The sequence below is a fragment of the Salinarimonas sp. genome, assembly GCF_040111675.1.
Lineage (GTDB): Bacteria > Pseudomonadota > Alphaproteobacteria > Rhizobiales > Beijerinckiaceae > Salinarimonas.
Genome location: NZ_CP157794.1, coordinates 3,967,622 through 3,984,578 on the forward strand (window position 1 = coordinate 3,967,622; position 16,957 = coordinate 3,984,578).

The 16,957-nt window shown below is 71.3% G+C and carries 16 protein-coding genes and 1 tRNA gene; 6 read left to right on the top strand and 11 right to left on the bottom strand.

Annotated elements, in window-relative coordinates; translation table 11 throughout:
* Window positions 1-33 precede the first annotated feature (33 nt).
* From fusA to rpsL, 3 genes are read right to left on the bottom strand one after another with little or no spacing between them, the layout of a single operon-like run.
* A complete protein-coding gene (gene fusA, locus ABL310_RS18520) occupies window positions 34-2,109 on the bottom strand; it encodes an elongation factor G (protein WP_349368474.1) in 2,076 nt (691 codons plus the stop codon).
* Window positions 2,110-2,142: 33 nt separating this feature from the next.
* Window positions 2,143-2,613: a 30S ribosomal protein S7 gene (rpsG, locus tag ABL310_RS18525; protein ID WP_349368475.1), complete on the bottom strand. Its 471-nt coding sequence runs from the start codon at window positions 2,611-2,613 to the stop codon at window positions 2,143-2,145.
* 36 nt (window positions 2,614-2,649) lie between these two features.
* Entirely contained in the window at window positions 2,650-3,021 is a 372-nt protein-coding gene (rpsL, locus tag ABL310_RS18530; RefSeq protein WP_029032354.1) for a 30S ribosomal protein S12, read from the bottom strand.
* 602 nt (window positions 3,022-3,623) lie between these two features.
* Between rpsL and ABL310_RS18535 the strand changes: the two genes are divergently transcribed.
* The 3 genes from ABL310_RS18535 to ABL310_RS18545 all read left to right on the top strand — a co-directional run bounded on the left by ABL310_RS18535 (window position 3,624) and on the right by ABL310_RS18545 (window position 5,513).
* The gene (locus tag ABL310_RS18535) at window positions 3,624-3,860 is read left to right on the top strand and encodes a hypothetical protein (protein WP_349368476.1); all 237 of its coding nucleotides are present in this window, start codon (window positions 3,624-3,626) and stop codon (window positions 3,858-3,860) included.
* Window positions 3,861-4,017: 157 nt separating this feature from the next.
* A complete protein-coding gene (locus ABL310_RS18540; RefSeq protein WP_349368477.1) occupies window positions 4,018-4,587 on the top strand; it encodes an HNH endonuclease in 570 nt (189 codons plus the stop codon).
* Window positions 4,588-4,691: 104 nt separating this feature from the next.
* Window positions 4,692-5,513, top strand: a complete 822-nt coding sequence (locus tag ABL310_RS18545) for a manganese catalase family protein (protein WP_349368478.1) — start codon at window positions 4,692-4,694, stop codon at window positions 5,511-5,513.
* 20 nt (window positions 5,514-5,533) lie between these two features.
* Here ABL310_RS18545 and ABL310_RS18550 read toward each other — a convergent pair whose 3' ends face one another.
* Window positions 5,534-6,061, bottom strand: a complete 528-nt coding sequence (locus ABL310_RS18550; protein WP_349368479.1) for a disulfide bond formation protein B — start codon at window positions 6,059-6,061, stop codon at window positions 5,534-5,536.
* 117 nt (window positions 6,062-6,178) lie between these two features.
* Here ABL310_RS18550 and ABL310_RS18555 point away from each other — a divergent pair.
* A tRNA-Leu gene (locus ABL310_RS18555) sits at window positions 6,179-6,263 on the top strand.
* Between the two features lie 438 nt (window positions 6,264-6,701).
* On the opposite strand, the gene ABL310_RS18560 is transcribed toward ABL310_RS18555, so the two are convergent.
* Complete coding sequence (locus tag ABL310_RS18560) at window positions 6,702-8,072, bottom strand: tetratricopeptide repeat protein (protein ID WP_349368480.1); 1,371 nt, start codon at window positions 8,070-8,072, stop codon at window positions 6,702-6,704.
* 232 nt (window positions 8,073-8,304) lie between these two features.
* Here ABL310_RS18560 and ABL310_RS18565 point away from each other — a divergent pair, with 232 nt between their 5' ends.
* Window positions 8,305-9,282, top strand: a complete 978-nt coding sequence (locus tag ABL310_RS18565) for an AraC family transcriptional regulator (protein ID WP_349368481.1) — start codon at window positions 8,305-8,307, stop codon at window positions 9,280-9,282.
* 339 nt (window positions 9,283-9,621) lie between these two features.
* Here the strand turns inward: ABL310_RS18565 and ABL310_RS18570 are convergent, their stop codons facing one another.
* Window positions 9,622-10,248, bottom strand: a complete 627-nt coding sequence (locus tag ABL310_RS18570; RefSeq protein ID WP_349368482.1) for a TetR/AcrR family transcriptional regulator — start codon at window positions 10,246-10,248, stop codon at window positions 9,622-9,624.
* Window positions 10,249-10,460: 212 nt separating this feature from the next.
* Between ABL310_RS18570 and ABL310_RS18575 the strand changes: the two genes are divergently transcribed.
* A complete protein-coding gene (locus ABL310_RS18575; protein WP_349368483.1) occupies window positions 10,461-11,840 on the top strand; it encodes a tetratricopeptide repeat protein in 1,380 nt (459 codons plus the stop codon).
* A 126-nt stretch (window positions 11,841-11,966) separates the two neighbouring features.
* Here the strand turns inward: ABL310_RS18575 and ABL310_RS18580 are convergent, their stop codons facing one another.
* The 5 genes from ABL310_RS18580 to ABL310_RS18600 all read right to left on the bottom strand — a co-directional run bounded on the left by ABL310_RS18580 (window position 11,967) and on the right by ABL310_RS18600 (window position 16,949).
* The gene (locus ABL310_RS18580) at window positions 11,967-12,236 is read right to left on the bottom strand and encodes a hypothetical protein (protein WP_349368484.1); all 270 of its coding nucleotides are present in this window, start codon (window positions 12,234-12,236) and stop codon (window positions 11,967-11,969) included.
* 121 nt (window positions 12,237-12,357) lie between these two features.
* Window positions 12,358-13,287, bottom strand: a complete 930-nt coding sequence (locus ABL310_RS18585; protein ID WP_349368485.1) for an NAD(P)-dependent oxidoreductase — start codon at window positions 13,285-13,287, stop codon at window positions 12,358-12,360.
* Window positions 13,284-14,999 carry an FAD-dependent oxidoreductase gene (locus ABL310_RS18590; protein WP_349368486.1) on the bottom strand — a complete coding sequence of 572 codons (1,716 nt, stop codon included), beginning with the start codon at window positions 14,997-14,999 and terminating at the stop codon, window positions 13,284-13,286. Before ABL310_RS18590 ends, ABL310_RS18585 begins: the two co-directional genes overlap by 4 nt.
* 2 nt (window positions 15,000-15,001) lie before the next feature.
* The gene (locus tag ABL310_RS18595) at window positions 15,002-15,979 is read right to left on the bottom strand and encodes an NAD(P)-dependent oxidoreductase (protein WP_349368487.1); all 978 of its coding nucleotides are present in this window, start codon (window positions 15,977-15,979) and stop codon (window positions 15,002-15,004) included.
* On the bottom strand, window positions 15,972-16,949 hold the full coding sequence (locus tag ABL310_RS18600; protein ID WP_349368488.1) for an NAD(P)-dependent oxidoreductase: 978 nt from the start codon (window positions 16,947-16,949) through the stop codon (window positions 15,972-15,974). Before ABL310_RS18600 ends, ABL310_RS18595 begins: the two co-directional genes overlap by 8 nt.
* Window positions 16,950-16,957 lie beyond the last annotated feature (8 nt).

Here is a 16,957-nt window from a genome sequence, read left to right on the forward strand (position 1 = left end):
CAGTCGTTCTTCAAGTTGTCTGCGGGAAGAGGATCAGGCGAATTTCGCCTGAACCTCGGCGGCCACGTTCGACGGAACCTGCTCGTAGTGATCGAAGAGCATGGTGTAGTTCGCGCGGCCCTGGCTCATGGAGCGCAAGGTGTTGACGTAGCCGAACATGTTCGCGAGCGGCACGAAGGCGTTGATCACCACCGCGTTGCCGCGCATGTCCTGGCCCTGGATCTGGCCGCGACGGGAGTTCAGGTCGCCGATGACGGAGCCGGTATATTCCTCCGGCGTCACGACCTCGACCTTCATCACCGGCTCGAGCAGGACCGAGGCGCCCTTCTGCAGGGCCTCGCGCATCGCCGCGCGGGTCGCGATCTCGAACGCCAGCACCGAGGAATCCACCTCGTGGAAGGCGCCGTCGATCAGCTGCACCTTGAAGTCGACGATCGGGAAGCCGGCGACGACGCCCGCACCCATCACCGAGTTGATGCCCTTCTCGACGCCGGGGATGTATTCCTTCGGCACCGAGCCGCCGACGATCTTCGACTCGAACTGGTAGCCGGCGCCCGCCTCGTTCGGCTCGACGACGAGCTTGACGCGGGCGAACTGGCCCGTGCCGCCGGTCTGCTTCTTGTGGGTGTAGTCGATCTCGGCCTTGCGGGTGATCGTCTCGCGATAGGCCACCTGCGGGGCGCCGACATTCGCGTCGACCTTGTAGGTGCGGCGCAGGATGTCGACCTTGATGTCGAGATGCAGCTCGCCCATGCCCTTGAGGATGGTCTGGCCGGACTCGGTGTCGGTCGAGACGCGGAAGGAGGGGTCCTCGGCCGCGAGCTTGGAGAGCGCGATGCCGAGCTTCTCCTGGTCGGCCTTGGACTTCGGCTCGATCGCGATCTCGATGACGGGGTCCGGGAACTCCATCTTCTCGAGGATGATCGGCTTCGTGGGATCGCACAGCGTGTCGCCGGTGCGCGTCTCCTTGAGGCCCGCGATGGCGACGATGTCGCCGGCGCCGGCTTCCTTGATGTCCTCGCGGTTGTTGGCGTGCATCAGCAGCATGCGGCCGATGCGCTCCTTCTTGCCCGAGGTGGAGTTGAGCACCGTCGAGCCGGCGAGGATCGTGCCGGAATAGATACGGCAGAAGGTGATCGTGCCGACGAAGGGGTCGTCCATGATCTTGAAGGCGAGGAGCGAGAACGGCGCGGTGTCGTCCGCCGGACGGCTCATCGGCTCCTCGGTCTCCGGCGCGAGGCCGTTGACGCCGCCGCGATCGATCGGCGAGGGCAGGTAGTCGACCACCGCGTCGAGCAGCGGCTGCACGCCCTTGTTCTTGAAGGCCGAGCCGCACAGCACCGGATGGAAGGCGCGATCCTGCACCGCCTTGCGGACCAGGCGCACGAGCTCCTCCTCGGAGGGCTCCTGGCCCTCGAGATACGCCGCCATGGCGTCGTCGTCGAGCTCGACGCAGGCCTCGACCAGCTTGGTGCGGTACTCCGCGGCCTGGTCCTGCAGCTCGGCCGGGATCTCCTCGTCGACGAACTTCGCGCCGAGCGACTCCTCGAGCCACACGATCGCCTTCATGCGGACGAGGTCGATCACGCCCTTGAAGTTCGACTCGGAGCCGATCGGCAGCTGCAGGCAGACCGGCTTGCCGGCCACGCGCTTGATGATGTCGTCGACGCACTTGAAGAAGTCGGCGCCGATCTTGTCCATCTTGTTGACGAAGACCACGCGCGGCACGTCGTACTTGTCGGCCTGGCGCCAGACGGTCTCGGTCTGGGGCTCGACGCCCTGGTTGCCGTCGAGCACGCACACGGCGCCGTCGAGCACGCGCAGCGAACGCTCCACCTCGATGGTGAAATCGACGTGGCCGGGCGTGTCGATGATGTTCAGGCGATGGCCGCGCCAGAAGCAGGTCGTCGCGGCCGACGTGATCGTGATGCCGCGCTCCTGCTCCTGGGTCATCCAGTCCATCGTCGCGGCGCCGTCGTGGACCTCGCCGATCTTGTGCGAGCGGCCCGTGTAGAAGAGGATCCGCTCCGTCGTCGTGGTCTTGCCCGCGTCGATGTGGGCCATGATCCCGAAGTTGCGGTAGTCCTTGATTTCGTGCTCGCGAGGCATCGCGTGTCTCCGTCTCGATCTCTCAGGCCGCGCTTACCAACGGTAATGCGAGAAGGCGCGGTTGGCCTCGGCCATCCGGTGCGTGTCTTCGCGCTTCTTCACGGCGCTGCCGCGGTTGGCGGCGGCGTCCATCAGCTCGGCCGAGAGACGCTCGACCATGGTCTTGTCGTTGCGCGCGCGGGCGGCCGTGATCAGCCAGCGGATCGCCAGAGCCTGGCGACGCTCCGGGCGAACCTCGACCGGAACCTGGTAGGTGGCGCCGCCGACACGGCGGGACCGGACCTCGATCGCCGGGGCGACGTTCTCGAGGGCGGCCTTGAAGATCTCGAGCGGGTCGGTCTTGGCGCGGCTCTCGACGAGGTCGAAGGCGCCGTAGACGATGCTCTCGGCGTTCGACTTCTTGCCGTCGTACATGATCGAGTTCATGAACTTCGACAGCACGAGATCGCCGTACTTCGGATCCGGATTGATTTCACGCTTCTCTGCGCGATGGCGGCGGGACATGGAACAGCTCCGTCCTGAAACTTCGAGGCGACCGGCTTACTTCGGGCGCTTGGCGCCGTACTTCGAGCGGCGCTGCTTGCGGTTCTTGACGCCCTGCGTGTCGAGGACGCCGCGCAGGATGTGGTAGCGCACGCCCGGCAGGTCCTTGACGCGGCCGCCGCGGATCATGACGACCGAGTGCTCCTGCAGGTTATGGCCCTCGCCGGGGATGTAGCCGATGACCTCGAAGCCGTTCGTCAGGCGCACCTTCGCGACCTTGCGCAGCGCGGAGTTCGGCTTCTTCGGCGTCGTCGTGTAGACGCGGGTGCACACGCCGCGCTTCTGCGGGCACGCTTCCAGCGCCGGGACCTTGTTGCGCGCCTTCTGTGCCGTCCGCGGCTTGCGGATCAGCTGGGAGATGGTCGGCATCCTCTGCCCTCTTGTCCTGGCCGCGATGCGGCCACTCGTTCCTCGAACCGGTCCCGATCCGCCCGGGGAGACGATCTCCCCTCGCGAGCCGAGGCCTCCACGCATTCACCGTCGCGGGGCCGATGGCCGCCTCGCGCCCGGATCGCGGCCCGGAGCCACGCGCCCCATGACGCGAATCGGCTCCCCCGCGACCGTCGACGCAAAGCGAAACCGCGCCGTCGGGTCCGGGTGAGACCTGAGGCGCGTCGCCACGCAGAGGACCGAGATCGTCGAGGACCCCGGTCGTGCCCCAAAGCTGACGTCTGTCAGACGGTTATGAGTTTCGGCGGCGTTTAGGGCGCATCGGTCGTCGCTGGGCGCGTCGACACCTGCCGGACCTACGGCCCGCCGGAAGTTCGCGGTACATAAGGGGCGCTCCCGGCCGAGTCAACCGAAAAACGAGGCGTTTGCGCGCCTTTCGCCGCCGCGGGGCCGCCGCGGGGCCGGCGCGCGACGCCGAACGCGACCGCGCGCATCCGCGAGACCGCGGCAACGAACGATTCACGGGCCTGCGCTATCAGGATAGCGGACGACGGGACAGGGCGCGAAGAGGGAGACGACAGATGAGCCTCGATGCGACGGCCGGCCTCTCGGCCGCCTGGTCCGCGGGCCGGACCGACTTCAACGCGCAGGCGCTGCGTCGCGCCGCCGAGGCCTCGGCGGCGAATCGGCTGGTCGAGGCGAGCCTCGCCATGGTGACCGAGACCAACCAGCGCCCCGCCGCGGCCGCCCCCGAGCCCGCGCCGGCCCCCGCCCCGCCCCCGCCCGGCCAGGGCCTCGTCGTCGACCGCCTCGCCTGAAAGCCTTGTGGCGCCGCGCGAATCGCGGCCGGGAACACGAATCTCGCCCCGTCGCGTCCGCTGCGGCGCGAACGCGCCTTCACAAGCCTGTCACGATGGGAGTAGATTTTCCGGCGTGGGAGCGTGGAGCGATCCCCTCCCCGCCGGAGGAGGTGACGTGAGCGTACACGTTCAACCGACTGTCCGGCCGGACGCGTGTCCGGCCCTCGTGCTCAACGCCGATTACCGGCCCTTGAGCTATTACCCGCTGTCGGTCTGGTGCTGGCAGGACGCCATCAAGGCCGTCTTCCTCGATCGCGTGAACATCGTCTCGCATTACGAGAAGACGGTCCGAAGTCCCACCTTCGAGATGCGGCTGCCGTCCGTCGTCTCGCTCAAGACCTACGTCAAGCCCACGCGCATCCCGGCCTTCACGCGCTTCAACGTCTTCCTGAGAGATCGCTTCACCTGCCAATATTGCGGCGCCCGCGAGGATCTCACCTTCGACCACGTCATCCCCCGCTCCAAGGGCGGCCAGACCACCTGGGAGAACGTCGTCGCCGCCTGCTCGCCCTGCAATCTGCGCAAGGGCGACCGCCTCCCCAGGGACGCCGAGATGCTCCCGCGCCAGGAGCCTTACGCGCCCTCCCTCAACGACCTCCACCAGAACGGCCGGCATTTCCCGCCGAACTACCTCCACGACAGCTGGATGGACTATCTCTACTGGGACACCGAGCTGGAGCCGTGAGGCTTCACCGCCGCGCGGCCGCCCGCGCCGTGCGGAGAGAGGAGGAACCCGGACCCGTCTCGCGCTTTCGCTCGCCCGTCCGACGACGAGCGAGGAGCGCGAGGATGTTCTTTCATCAGAGCAAGCTTCAATACGAGGTCCGCTGCGAGAAGCCGAACCCGATCTTCGCCAAGATGCTGCAGCAGGCGATCGGCGGCGTCGAGGGCGAGATCCGCGTAGCCATGCAGTACTTCTTCCAGGCCATGGGGGCGCGGGGGAACCCGAAATATCGCGACCTGCTGATCGCCACGGCGACGGAGGAGCTCTCGCATATCGAGTTCCTCGGCCATGCGGTCGCGCTCAACCTCGAGAAGGCGCCCGCCCACATGAAGGACGAGGCGGCGCAGGATCCGGTGGTGGCCGCGGTGATGGGCGGCATGAACCCGCGCCACCTGCTCTCGTCCGGCCTCTCGGCGATGCCGGTGAACGCCAACGGCGTGCCCTTCGACATGAGCCACGTCTACGCCACCGGCAACCTCGCCGCCGACATGCTCGCCAACGCGACCGCGGAAGCGGGCGGGCGGGTCCTCGCCTCGCGGCTCTACGAGGCGACCGACGATCCCGGCATGAAGGACATGCTCTCCTTCCTGATCGCGCGCGACACCATGCATCAGCAGCAATGGCTCGCGGTGATCGAGGAGAACGGCGGCTTCGCCGGCACGCTGCCGATCCCGAACTCGACGCCGACCGCGCACGAGGCGACGGAGCATTCCTACGTCTTCCTCAACACCTCCCTCGACAAGGAGGCGCCGCAGGGCCGCTGGACCTCCGGGCCCTCGCTGGACGGCCGCGGGGAGTTCACCATGGCGCCGGCCAAGGCCATGGGCCAGGAGCCCTCGCTCGGCAAGGCCCGGCCGGACAGCGGGGCGCAGACCGAGCAGATGTGAGACCCCCGCGGCCGGCGGCGCTACGCGCGCCGCCGGCCCGGCCCGCGCGCCGCCGCGGCGAAGGCGAGGCCCGCGAGCCCCAGCGAGACGACCGCGTTCCAGCCGGCCATCGACAGGCCGAGGAAGCGCCAGGCGGCCTCGGTGCAGGAGACGACGCGGGTCGTCTCGAGCTGGGCGAGGAACTGGTCCATCGACCCCGCCGCCGGCGCCGCCGCCCCGCCGCAATCGGACGGGCCGAGCCACCAGCTCCATTCGACGCCGGCGTGATAGACCCCCAGCCCGGCGGAGACGAGGAAGGTCGCCCCCAGCGCGGCGAGCGCGAGCCGCCCCAGGAGCGGCTGCGGCGCGAGGGCGATCGCCGCGAGCCCGAGCGGCAGGCCGACGTAATAGGGCCAGCGCTGCAGCAGGCAGAGCGCGCAGGGCAGGTAGCCGAGGCCGTACTGGAAGACCAGCGCCGTCCCGATCGTCGCGGCCGCGACGAGCGTGACGAGAAGCGCGACGAGGCGGCGGTCGAGAAGCGGCCCGATCGGGCTCGCGGAGGCGGTCATGCAGTGTCGTCCTCGGAAGGTGTGGCGCGCACCGCCGACATAGTCCGGCGCGCCGGCCCACGCAACGCGGCGCGCATTGATCTGACGCCGTCGTGATGCTACCTGAGGACCAGCGTCGCCCCTGTGGCGGAATTGGTAGACGCGCTCGACTCAAAATCGAGTTCCGCAAGGAGTGCTGGTTCGATCCCGGCCAGGGGCACCACGGCTTTCGAAGGCCGTCGCGTCATCGCGCGTTTTCTCCGAGCCGTTCGTCCCGCTGCCCTCGGGCGCCCGCCGGCTCCACCGGCTCCGCCCGCCCGCCTGCGTGGCCTCGGAGCGGCCGGCATCGCAGCGCGCGGCTCGAGCGGCAGATCGAACACGCCCGACACGGAGCGGAAGGCGTCGGCGTGGCAGCGCCCCATGAACCCGGCACCCGAGGAGCGGCGAGCATCGCCCCCTGGACGCTCGGACCGCAGGCGGTCGACGTCCTCGCACTCGTCGCCCTACTGGGCTGCCGGGTCGTGAGGGGGCGGCGCAGCCGCCGCGTGAAGGCGGTGGACATGGCAGGTCTCCTGTTCGGGCGCAGGCGAGCGCCCGCCGCAAGGCGGCGAGGCGCTCGTCGCGTTTCGGACGATGGTCGAGCGGCGGTCTGACGGCGCCCTCAGTGCGCGAGCGCAGCGGCGCGGGCGCGGACCATGACGCGGCCGGCTTCCTGCGGCAGGTCGAGCCGGTCGTAGACGAGAGCGAGCTTGCCGTAGGCGGGCTTCGCCTCGGGGCTCGCCTCGCGCCGCTGCTCGAGGATGCGCTGCGCGGCCCCGAGCCGGCCGGTCCGGATCAGCGCGTCGAGCCGGATCTGGTCGAAGAGATCGCGCTGGGCATGGCTCCCGCCGATCTCGGAAAGCCGCGGCAGGACGGGCTCCAGCCTGCGCACGGTGCGTTCGTAATCGCCGCGGGCATGGGCGAGCAACGCCTCGCACAGCGGCACGGCGACCTCGGTCCAGGCGGCGCGCACGTAGGCCGGCGCCGCGGCGGCGTGGGCGCGGATCGCGGCCATCGTCGCGTCCGCCTCCGGCAAGCCGGCGCGGGCGAGGCCGTAGACGTAGTGCGCGCTCACGAAGGGCTGGACGTGATCGTCGACGCGCGCCTTGAGGTGCTCGCCGAGGTCCGCCCAGCGATCGCCGACGTCGACGCCGACCAGCTCGAGGCGCGCCAGCAGCGAGACCGCGCCGATCTGGTCCTGCGAGTACTCCTTCCACAGCCCCCAGATGTTACGGTCGTAGAAGCCCAGGATCGCGTCGACGTCGCCCTGGTCGATCATCACCAGCGCCATATGCCACCAATTGTGGCTGAACATGAAGGAATTGAGGTCCGTCCAGGTCTCCTTGACGTCCTCCAGGAAGCCCCGCGCCTCGGCGGTGCGGCCCTGCGCCAGGAAGACGTGGGAGAGCGCGTGATGCGCCCAGGGCTCCTTGCGCTTGAGACCGATCGCGCGCCGCGCGGAGGCCTCGGCGTCCTCGAGCAGATGCGCCTGCTCGTAGGCGAAGGCGGCCATGCCGTGCGCATAGGGGAGATCGGCGTTCACGGCGCCGATCTTCTCGGCGATGCGCAGCATGCCCGCGGCATCGCCGAGGTTGAAGTAGTGGTATTGCGTCGCCTTGGCCGTCGCGAGCTCGAGCGGATGGCTGGTGGCGAGCGCCTCGCCCGCCGCGATGGCGCGCGGCACGTCGCCATCGGCCCAGGCCCGGACCGCCTCGAGCACCAGGCGCTCGCGCGCCGTCGCGGTGGGCGCGGCCGCCTCGGCGCGGGCGAGATAGCCCGACGCCGTCTTCGGCGCTTCGCGGCTCTCGAGGAACATGCAGAACATCGCCGCGTAGGCGTTGGCGAGCGTGCTCTCGGCGTCGGCGTCGGCCGCGGCGAGGATGCCCGCGGCCCGGTTCTCGTAGCCGAGGAAACCCTCGACGAAGGTGTCGATCGCATCGACGGTGGCGTCGGCGCTCGCCGTGACCGGCAAGCCTCTCCAGTCGGTCCGCATGGCTGTCTCCCGTGGGGGCGATGTGTGAATGGGCTCTGCGCCGTTCGCGTCGGCGGCAGGCGAGTGGTACGCCCGCAGCGGACGCGGCCCCAGGGCCGCGCGTTCCGCAGTCATGACCGATCGTCCCGATCGCGTCCGGGCGAGCCCGAGGTTTCGCGTCGCGGGAGTCTGCGAGTCGCGCCCGAAGCGGATCGGGAGTATCCTGCAGCGGCCAGCCGGAAGGACGGGCCCCATGGCCGCGGACATTCTCTCGGACGTGCTGAAGGAGGTGCACCTGTCGGGCGCGCTCTTCTTCGACGTCGAGGGCTGCGCCCCCTGGGTCGCCGAAGCGCCGCCGTCGTGCGCGTTCAAGGCGCTGATCATGCCCGAGGCGCAGCACGTGATCAATTATCACGTGGTCGCGAACGGGGCATGCTGGGTGAGGCTGCTGGATGGCGATGCCGAGCCGATCCGGCTCACCGCCGGCAGCGTCGTCGTCTTTCCGCGGGGCGAGCCGCACGTGCTCTCGAGCGAGCCGGGCCTCAGGGCGCCCTTCGACCCGGCGGTCTTCAAAGCGCCGCTTCCCGAGCGCCTCGAGCCGTTGATGCTGTCGCGCAACGGCGACGGGCCGGGAACGGTCCGGTTGATCTGCGGCTTTCTCGGCTGCGACGTGCTGCCGTTCAACCCGCTGCTCGCATCGCTGCCCGGCATGCTCGTGATCACCGACGGCTATTCGGAGCGGGACGGCTGGCTCGCCAGCCTGATCCGGGCGGCGGTCACGGAGGGACGAGCGCATCGGGACGGCGGCCACAACGTGCTCTCGCGGCTGAGCGAGCTGATCTTCATCGAGGCCGTGCGCATCCATGCCGAGCGCCTCCCCGCCGAGGCGCGCGGCTGGCTGGCGGCGCTGCGCATCCCGCACGTGGGGCGCGCGATCGCGCTCCTCCACGATGACCCCGCCCGCGCCTGGACGCTCTCCTCGCTGGCGAGAGCCGCCGGCGTGTCGCGCACGGTGCTCGCCGGCACCTTCAAGGAGACGCTCGGGGTGCCGCCGATGAGCTATCTCGCGAGCTGGCGCATGCAGATCGCCGCCGGCCTTCTCGCGGACACGGAACGATCCCTCTTCGACATCGCCGAGGCGGTCGGATACGAATCCGACGCGAGCTTCAGCCGGGCGTTCCGGCGCGCCACCGGCTCGTCCCCGGGCGCATGGCGCGCGCAGCGCCATTGAGGCGTCGTTCGAGCGCCCCACGTCGGCGGGGCGCGGAACGGCGGCGGGGCGCGGAACGGCGGCGGCGACGCGATGGGAGTTCGTGCCCTCACAGCGCGTTCTGCCGTGACGTCGGGGATCCGGCAAGGCGCCGTGCTTCGTCTGGCCATCCTGCCGGACGCCGGCCCCGAGAACGAGAGCCTTGACCGCGATGGCGAGGCTCAGGCCCGGCCAGGGGCGCCACGGCTTTCCACGGCCAGCGAGCTATCGCGCGTTTCCGGGGCCGCTCGGCTCCTCGTCGGCCGCGACGCGGGAGACCCCGGGGCGCGGAGAACACCGGGCGGCGCCGCGCCGCACGCGTCACGGCTGCCCGAAGAGGAGGCGGATGAAGTCGCGATACAGGAGAACCTGCCGCGACAGGCTCCGCGGTTCCTTCGTCGCCTTGGAGAGGATGATCCCCCCGTCGACGACGGCCGAGAGCATGTCCGCGACGTCGTCGAGATCGACGGGGACGCGGGGCGGATACGCCTCGACGATCCGGTCGAGGCGCGCGCGAAAGCGCTTGCGCCAGCCGAGCATGGCTCGCGCGTTCATCTCCCGCACCCCGCGCGCGAAGAGCTGCTCGTGGTAGCAGATGGACGCCACCATGCAGCCGGGATGCCCTTCCGGCAGGTCCGCGAAGGTCTCGGCGAGAAGCTTGAGGCCGATCAGGAAGCTGTGCAGCGGGTCCTCGCTCAAGCCGTCGGCCTGCGCCTCCAGGGCGTCGAAGATCCGGTCGTCCTCGGCGATGTAGCGCTCGAGCAGGGCGCGCGCGAGCTCGCTCTTGTCGCGGAAATGGTAGAAGAAGCCGCTCTTCGAGATCCCGACGGCCGCGATCAGCTCGTCGATGGAGGTTCCGCTGAACCCCTTCGCCAGCACCGCCGCCTCGGCCGCCGCGAGGATCTGCTCGCGCGTCCGGGCGGGCCTCGACGCCGTGCGCTCCGCCATGTGCGTCTCCTCCGGCGCTTACCGTACCACGAGTCCGGTTTGCGGCGCGGGATTTCACCGCCCAGGCGACGATGGCCGAAGAAACCGCCGCAAACCCTTGATTTCCTTCGACCCACTTTCTTTCCGGATCCGCACCACGGGTCGGCTGTCGTCGCTCGGCCGACGGGGTTAGCTGTTGCCCGACCCGAAACACGAGACCCCGAGAGGCACAGATGATCAACGACCGCCAAGGAAACCCGCTCTCCGGCGCGACCGCCGAGGCGGCGAACCGCTTCGACGCCGCCGTGGAGGCGTTCAACATCTACCGCGGCGACCCCGTGGCGCTGCTCGACGAGGCCGTCGCGCTCGCCCCGGACTTCGCCATGGCGCACCTGATGAAGGCCTGGGCCTTCGCCCTCGCCACCGAGCCCGAGGCGGCGCTCGCGGCGCGTGGGATCGTCGACGGGGCGCGGCGCCTGCCGCTCGCCGAGCGCGAGGCGGGGCACGCCGCGGCGCTGGACGCGCTCCTGTCGGGCGAGTGGACCGCCGCGGGGCTCGCGCTCGACCATCACCTGATGCGGCATCCCCGCGACTTGCTCGCTCTCCAGGCCGGGCACCTGATCGACTTCTTCCGCGCCGACGCCCGCAACCTGCGCAACCGGATCGCCCGGGCGCTGCCCGCCTGGACGCCGTCCGTGCCGGGCTACCCGATCGTGCTCGGCATGTACGCCTTCGGGCTCGAGGAGACCGGCGACTACGCGCGGTCCGAGGCCACCGGCCGCGAGGCGGTCGATCGCCAGCCGCTCGATTGCTGGGCGCATCACGCCGTCGCGCACGTGATGGAAATGCAGGGCCGCGCGGCCGACGGGATCGGCTGGATGCGGACGCGCGAGCCCCATTGGTCCGGCGACGGCAATTTCTTCAAGGTCCACAATTGGTGGCACGAGGCCCTGTTCCACATCGAGGTGGACGCGCCGCAGGCCGCGCTGGCGCTGTTCGACGACGAGATCCGCAAGGACGCCAGCTCGGTCGCCGTGGATCTCGTCGACGCCTCCGCGCTGCTGTGGCGGCTCCACAGCGCCGGCCACGACGTCGGCGATCGTTTCGACGAGGTCGCGTCGGCCTGGGACGCGCATGCCGACGGCGCGCTCTACCCCTTCAACGACTGGCACGCCGCCATGGCCTATCTCGGCGCGGGACGAGAGGCGGACGTCGAGCGCCTGCTGGGGCGGTGCCGCGAGAGCGCCGTCGGGGCATCCGAGGTGGCTGGCTGGACGCGCACGACCGGGCTGCCGTTGATCGAGGGCTTCCGCGCCTTCGCCCGCGGCGACTATGTCGACGCCGTCGAGACGCTGCACCGCGGGCGCATCATCGCCAACAGCTTCGGCGGCAGCCACGCGCAGCGCGACGTGATCGACTGGACGCTGACGGAGGCGGCGATCCGCGCGGGCATGCGCGAGACCGCCGAGGCGCTGGCGAACGAGCGGCTCGCCGTGCGCCCGCACAGCCCGGTCAACCGCTCCTTCCTCGCCCGGGCCCACACGGGCGGCGCGGACGGCGGCAGCGGAACGCACGTCGGGACCCGCGGGCGCGCACTGGCGCAGGCGTCCTGACGCGCACGCTCAGCCTCGTTCCGGAGGTGGCCTCGGTCCACGCCCGGACGCCTTCGCCGACGGGTGGGAGCGCGAGCGCCCCGGGCCCTCGACGAGCGAGCGCCCGGGACGGCCTCGGGTCTCGCGTCAGTCCGCCTTCTCGATCCGCGTGATCGTGATGGCGCCGTTCACCCGGTCGGCCTCGAAGAGGACGCGGTCGCCGACGGCGAGGCGGGACGTTATCTCCATCTCTCGGTGGCCTTCGTGATCGGCCTGCACGGCCTCGCACGTGGCGCCGACGAGCCGGAGACCGGCGCCATGCTCGGCATGCGCCGCCGTCGCGTGCGCGACACCGAAGGCGCCGGGCAGCGGAGCCGTCCCGACGGATGCGGCGATCGACAGCGCCAGGAGGCGCAAGACCAGCTCCGAATCGTCACTCGAGCGACTCCACGAGATCTCCCCCTCCGTCCAAGTGACGGAGGGCCACACATGGCGAAATCGGCGGCGGACCACGCGACAGCCGTGGCGCGCGGGCCCGTCACGGCGCGGCGTGGACGAGCCGCCTGTGGTCGTGGCGGGCGCGCCAGCCGAGGCGCGCCTCGGCGCGCCGCGTGTCGAACAGGGGCGCGAAGGGGTTCGCCTCGAAGCGGGCGCGGTCGACCTGCTCCGGCAGCCGGCCGAGCACCTCGGCGATGCGATCGAGCGTCGGCGTCGGGTGCAGGGTCGAGGGCGCGGAGAGATAGAAGACCTCGAAGCCGTCGGCGTCGCAGCGCAGCGCCAGCCGGAAGGCCTCCGCGACGTCGCGCGGATCGACGTGGTGCCAAAGGAAGCCGCCGCCCGCTGGCGCGTGGCCGCCGGCGCAGGGGCCGCGATAGCCCGCGGGATCGGCGTGGCGGGCGCGGACCTCGCCCGTCATCGAGGGGAAGAGGATGAAGACCGGGCGCAGCGCGATCACGCGGAGCCCGCGCCTGGCATAGGCGCGGCCCGCCTGCTCCGCCATCAGCTTGGAGAGGCCGTAGGGGTCCGCCGGGGCGAGCGGGTGGTCCTCGTCGACGGGCAGCCGCTCGGGAAGCCAGAGATGGTCCTGCCAGACCGTGTTGCCCATCACGCTGTCGGTCGAGCAGAGCACCACCCGGCGCACGCCCGCGAGACGCGCCGCCTCGAGCACGCGCCAGGTCCCCATGGCGTTGAGCTCGAGGATGCGCTCGGGCGGCCCCGCATGGATGTTCGCCGCCGCCGCGACGTGGACGATCGCGTCCATGCCCTGCGCCGCCGCGCTCAGCCCGTCGAGGTCGAGGATCGAGCCCTCGACATGGCGGGCGAGGCGCGCGGCGGTCGCCTCCGGCGGCGGGCGCGCGTCGAGGCCCGTGACTTCGGTCCAGGCCTCCACCTCCGCCTCGCCCGCGAGCGCCGCGACCACGTAGCCGCCGAGCAGGCCCGAGGACCCGGTGACGAGCACGCGGCTCACGGCGCGCCCCCGGTCGCGGCGTGCAGGCCCGCGAGATAGCCGAAGGTGAGCGCGGGCCCGAGCGTGATGCCCGGCCCGGGATAGCGCCCGCGCATGATCGACTGCATGTCGTTGCCCACCGCGTAGAGCCCCGCGATCGGCAGCCCGTCCGCGTCGAGCACGCGGCAGGCGAAGTCGGTCTTCAGCCCCGCCACCGTGCCGAGGTCGGAGAGGGTCAGCTCGATGGCGTGGAAGGGCGGCTTCAGGATCGGGCCGAGGCAGGGGTTCGGGCCGTGGTCGGCATCGCCGAGATAGCGGGAATAGACGTCCTCGCCGCGGCCGAACTCGGTGTCCCGGCCGGCCTTCGCGTCCTCGTTGAAGCGCGCCACCGTGGCGAGGAGACCGTCCCGGTCCACGCCGATCGTGTCGGCGAGGGCGGCGAGGCTGTCGGCGCTCTTCAGGTAGCCGGCTTCGCGATAGGGGCGCAGGTTGCGCGTGAACGGGATGATGGCGCCGAGCCCGTATCGCCAGACGAAGTCCGCGTCGCAGACGATGAAGGCCGGCAGGTTCCCGGTCTCGGCGTTGGAGCGCAGCAGCGCCTCGCCGAAGCGATGGTAGGACACAGCCTCGTTGGTGAAGCGGCGCCCCGCCCGGTTGACCACGATCGAGCCGGGCTTGCCCCGGTCGGTCACCGTGTGCGGGTAGACCACCTTGCGCCCGTCGCGGCGGACATAGACGGAGGCCGGGCTCCAATAGGCGTTGTTGGTGTTCTCCGTGCCGAGCGCCCCGCCCGCCGCGACGCCGAGGTCGAGGCCGTCGCCGGTGGAGCCCGGCGCGAAGGGGCTGTCCGGGCTCGCGGCGGCGGGCAGCCAATCGCGGCGCTTCTCGACCGAATGCGAGAAGCCGCCGGTGGAGAGCACGATCCCGCGTCGGGCCACGAGCACCCGCTCGCCGGACGCGTCCGCGATCCGCAGCCCGATGGCGCGGCCGCCCTCCTTCAGGATCTCGCGGGTCGCGCACTCGGTGATTATCGTCACGTCCCGATCGACGAGCGACTTCAGGAGCCGCCCCGCGAGGGCGTTGCCGAGCACGAGGCGCGAGCCGCGGTGGTGGCGCAGGCGCTGGACGCCGTATTCCGAGACGAGCCGCGCGACGCGCAGGAAGGAGGCGGGCGCGCGCCACATCTTGCGGAAATGCGGCAGGTCCTCGCGCGCCACCATCATGCCGCCGAGAATGGTGAACTCGGGCAGCGGCGGGCGCAGCTTGCGGAACCAGGGGCCGAGGCTCGCCGCATCGAAGGCCACGGGCTCGAGCACCCGCATCCCCTCGCGCGCGCCCTCCAGATCCGGGTAGTAGTCCGGATAGAACGGCACGGGCTTGAGCCTCACCGCCGTGTGCGCCTCGAGGAAGGCCACGGCCTCGCGGCCCTTCTCGACGAAGAGCCGGCGCGCCTCGCGCCCGTCGGGCGTCGGCACGGCGGCGTCGAGATAGCGCATCACCATCTCGGGATCGTCCGGCTCGCCGGCCTCCGCCATCTTGGCGTTGTCGGGCACGTAGACCATCCCGCCGGAATAGGAGGTGTTGCCGCCGACATACGCCGTCTTCTCGACGACGGTGACGGAAAGCCCCTCGGCGGCGGCCGTGGCCGCGGCGGTCATGCCGGCGGCGCCGGCGCCGACGACGACGAGATCGCAGGTCGCGTCGGCCGAGGGATCGCTGACGAGATCGCCCATGCTCAGCGCCCCTCCCAGCGGTCGCGGTTCGCCCGCATCCAGTCGGCGAAGGCGGCCACCGCCTCGTCGAGGCCGTGGCGCGGGCGCCAGCCGAGCTCCTCCGCCATCCGCGCGCAGGACAGGGGCCCGCGCATCACGGTCGTGTCGGTCCACGGCGCCGTTCCCGGGCCGACCTCGACGGCGGCGCCCGGCACCGCGCGGCGCACCGCCTCCGCGACCTCGCGCGTCGTGTGATTGCGCCCGGAACCGAGGTGATAGACCGTGTGGCGCAGGGCCGGCCCCTCCCACAGGGCGAGGAGGCCCGCCGCGCAGTCGGGCGCGAAGGTGAAGCTCGCCGCGAAATCGCCCCCCGAGGGCTCGCGGATCGCCTCCCCCGCGAGCGCCCGGCGCAGGAACTCGGGGATCGGCCCGCGCGGGCCGTCGAAGCTTCGGGGCACGAGCGGCGGGCCGAAGATCCACGACACGCGCACCGTCGCCGCCGAGAGGCCGTAGGTCTGCGCGTAGACGTCGAGCATCATCTCCGAGGAGCGCTTCGTCACGGCGTAGAGCGAGCGCGGCGTCGGCGGCGTGTCCTCGGGCACGGGGGTCGTCGCATCGGGCAGCTGCTGGAAGACGGAGCCCGTCGAGACGAACAGGAAGCGCCGCCAGGAGAGCCGCCGCGCCGTCTCGAGCAGGAGCTGCGTCGCGGCGACGTTCGAGCGGAAGGTGGCGAGCGGCTGGGGGATGCCGAGCTTGTCGTTGGGGATCGCGGCGGTGTGGATCACGGAGTCGATGTCGTGCGCGGCCGCGAGCATGGTCAGCTCGTAGGGGTCGGCGAGATCGCAGCGCGCCCAGGTGACGCTCGGCCCGACGGCCTCGGCGTCCGCCTCGCGGAAGGTCGACAGGTATTGCGCGACGACCGGGACGCCCCGGGCCGCGGCCTGACGGACGGTCTCGTAGCCGACATGGCCCATGCCGCCGGTGACGAGCAGCTTACCCATGCTGGAGCGCTCCTTCTCTCGCGTTGTCGAAGGCGCGCCGCTCCGCCTCGAGCGTCGCGGCGAGACCGGCGCGGATGTCGAAGCGCGGGCGATAGCCGAAGGCGTCGGCCGCGCGGGCGCAGGACAAGGCGCCCTTGCGCGGCATGGGGATGCGCCCGGCGTGCCGGTACTCGCCCGGGCCCACCGAGAGGTCGGCGCCGGGCGCGAGCTCGCGCAGGATGGCGGCGATCTCGGCCAGCGACGGCGCGCTGTCGCTCGCCACGTGGTAGGCGTCGAACGGATGCTCGGCCAGGTCGAGCGCGCCGATCACGCCGGCGACGGCGTCGTCGAGATAGGTGTGGTCGATCCGGCTCTCGGCTCCGCAGGGCAGGTGCAGGGCCTCCCCGCGGGCGGCGGCGCGGACCAGGTTCACGGGTACGCGGTCGCGCGGGAAGCCGGGGCCGTAGACCCACGACGTTCGGATGTCGATGCAGTCGAGCCCGTGCGTCGCGCGGTAGCTGCGCCCGAGCTGCTCGACCGCCGCCTTGCTGACGCCGTAGGCGTAAAGCGGGGCGACCGGGTGCTCCTCGTCGATCCGCTCCGCCTGGAAGGCGCCGTAGATCTCCTCCGAGCTGATATGGATCATCCGGCGCGTCCCGTGGCGCGCCATCGCCTCGAGCAGGTTCGCCGTGCCCTCGATGTTGACGCGCAGGAGTCGCGCCGGGGCCTCGAGCGAGGCGACGACCCCGACGATCGCCGCGCAATGCACCACGGCCCGCGGGCGATGGCGGGCGAGGATCGCGTCCACGGCCTCGCCGTCGCAGATGTCCGCGGCCTCGACCGCGAGCAGAGGCGCGCGCGCCGCCAGCGCGTCGAGCCCGCGGCGATCCCCCGCCTCGAGGTCGACGACGGCGTCGCCGCGGGCGAGGAGGGCGCGGGTGAGCGCCCCTCCCAGAAAGCCGCCGGCGCCGGTGACCAGGATACCCGACATGAACCGCA

What these genes read in the sequence shown, in the direction of transcription:
- ABL310_RS18535 (WP_349368476.1), top strand. Translation starts at nt 3,624, where the DNA reads ATGAGCCTCGATGCGACGGCCGGCCTCTCGGCCGCCTGGTCCGCGGGC.
- rpsG (WP_349368475.1), bottom strand. Translation starts at nt 2,613, where the DNA reads ATGTCCCGCCGCCATCGCGCAGAGAAGCGTGAAATCAATCCGGATCCG.
- rpsL (WP_029032354.1), bottom strand. Translation starts at nt 3,021, where the DNA reads ATGCCGACCATCTCCCAGCTGATCCGCAAGCCGCGGACGGCACAGAAG.
- ABL310_RS18590 (WP_349368486.1), bottom strand. Translation starts at nt 14,999, where the DNA reads ATGGGCGATCTCGTCAGCGATCCCTCGGCCGACGCGACCTGCGATCTC.
- ABL310_RS18565 (WP_349368481.1), top strand. Translation starts at nt 8,305, where the DNA reads ATGGCCGCGGACATTCTCTCGGACGTGCTGAAGGAGGTGCACCTGTCG.
- ABL310_RS18595 (WP_349368487.1), bottom strand. Translation starts at nt 15,979, where the DNA reads ATGGGTAAGCTGCTCGTCACCGGCGGCATGGGCCATGTCGGCTACGAG.
- ABL310_RS18550 (WP_349368479.1), bottom strand. Translation starts at nt 6,061, where the DNA reads ATGACCGCCTCCGCGAGCCCGATCGGGCCGCTTCTCGACCGCCGCCTC.
- fusA (WP_349368474.1), bottom strand. Translation starts at nt 2,109, where the DNA reads ATGCCTCGCGAGCACGAAATCAAGGACTACCGCAACTTCGGGATCATG.
- ABL310_RS18575 (WP_349368483.1), top strand. Translation starts at nt 10,461, where the DNA reads ATGATCAACGACCGCCAAGGAAACCCGCTCTCCGGCGCGACCGCCGAG.
- ABL310_RS18570 (WP_349368482.1), bottom strand. Translation starts at nt 10,248, where the DNA reads ATGGCGGAGCGCACGGCGTCGAGGCCCGCCCGGACGCGCGAGCAGATC.
- ABL310_RS18600 (WP_349368488.1), bottom strand. Translation starts at nt 16,949, where the DNA reads ATGTCGGGTATCCTGGTCACCGGCGCCGGCGGCTTTCTGGGAGGGGCG.
- ABL310_RS18545 (WP_349368478.1), top strand. Translation starts at nt 4,692, where the DNA reads ATGTTCTTTCATCAGAGCAAGCTTCAATACGAGGTCCGCTGCGAGAAG.
- ABL310_RS18560 (WP_349368480.1), bottom strand. Translation starts at nt 8,072, where the DNA reads ATGCGGACCGACTGGAGAGGCTTGCCGGTCACGGCGAGCGCCGACGCC.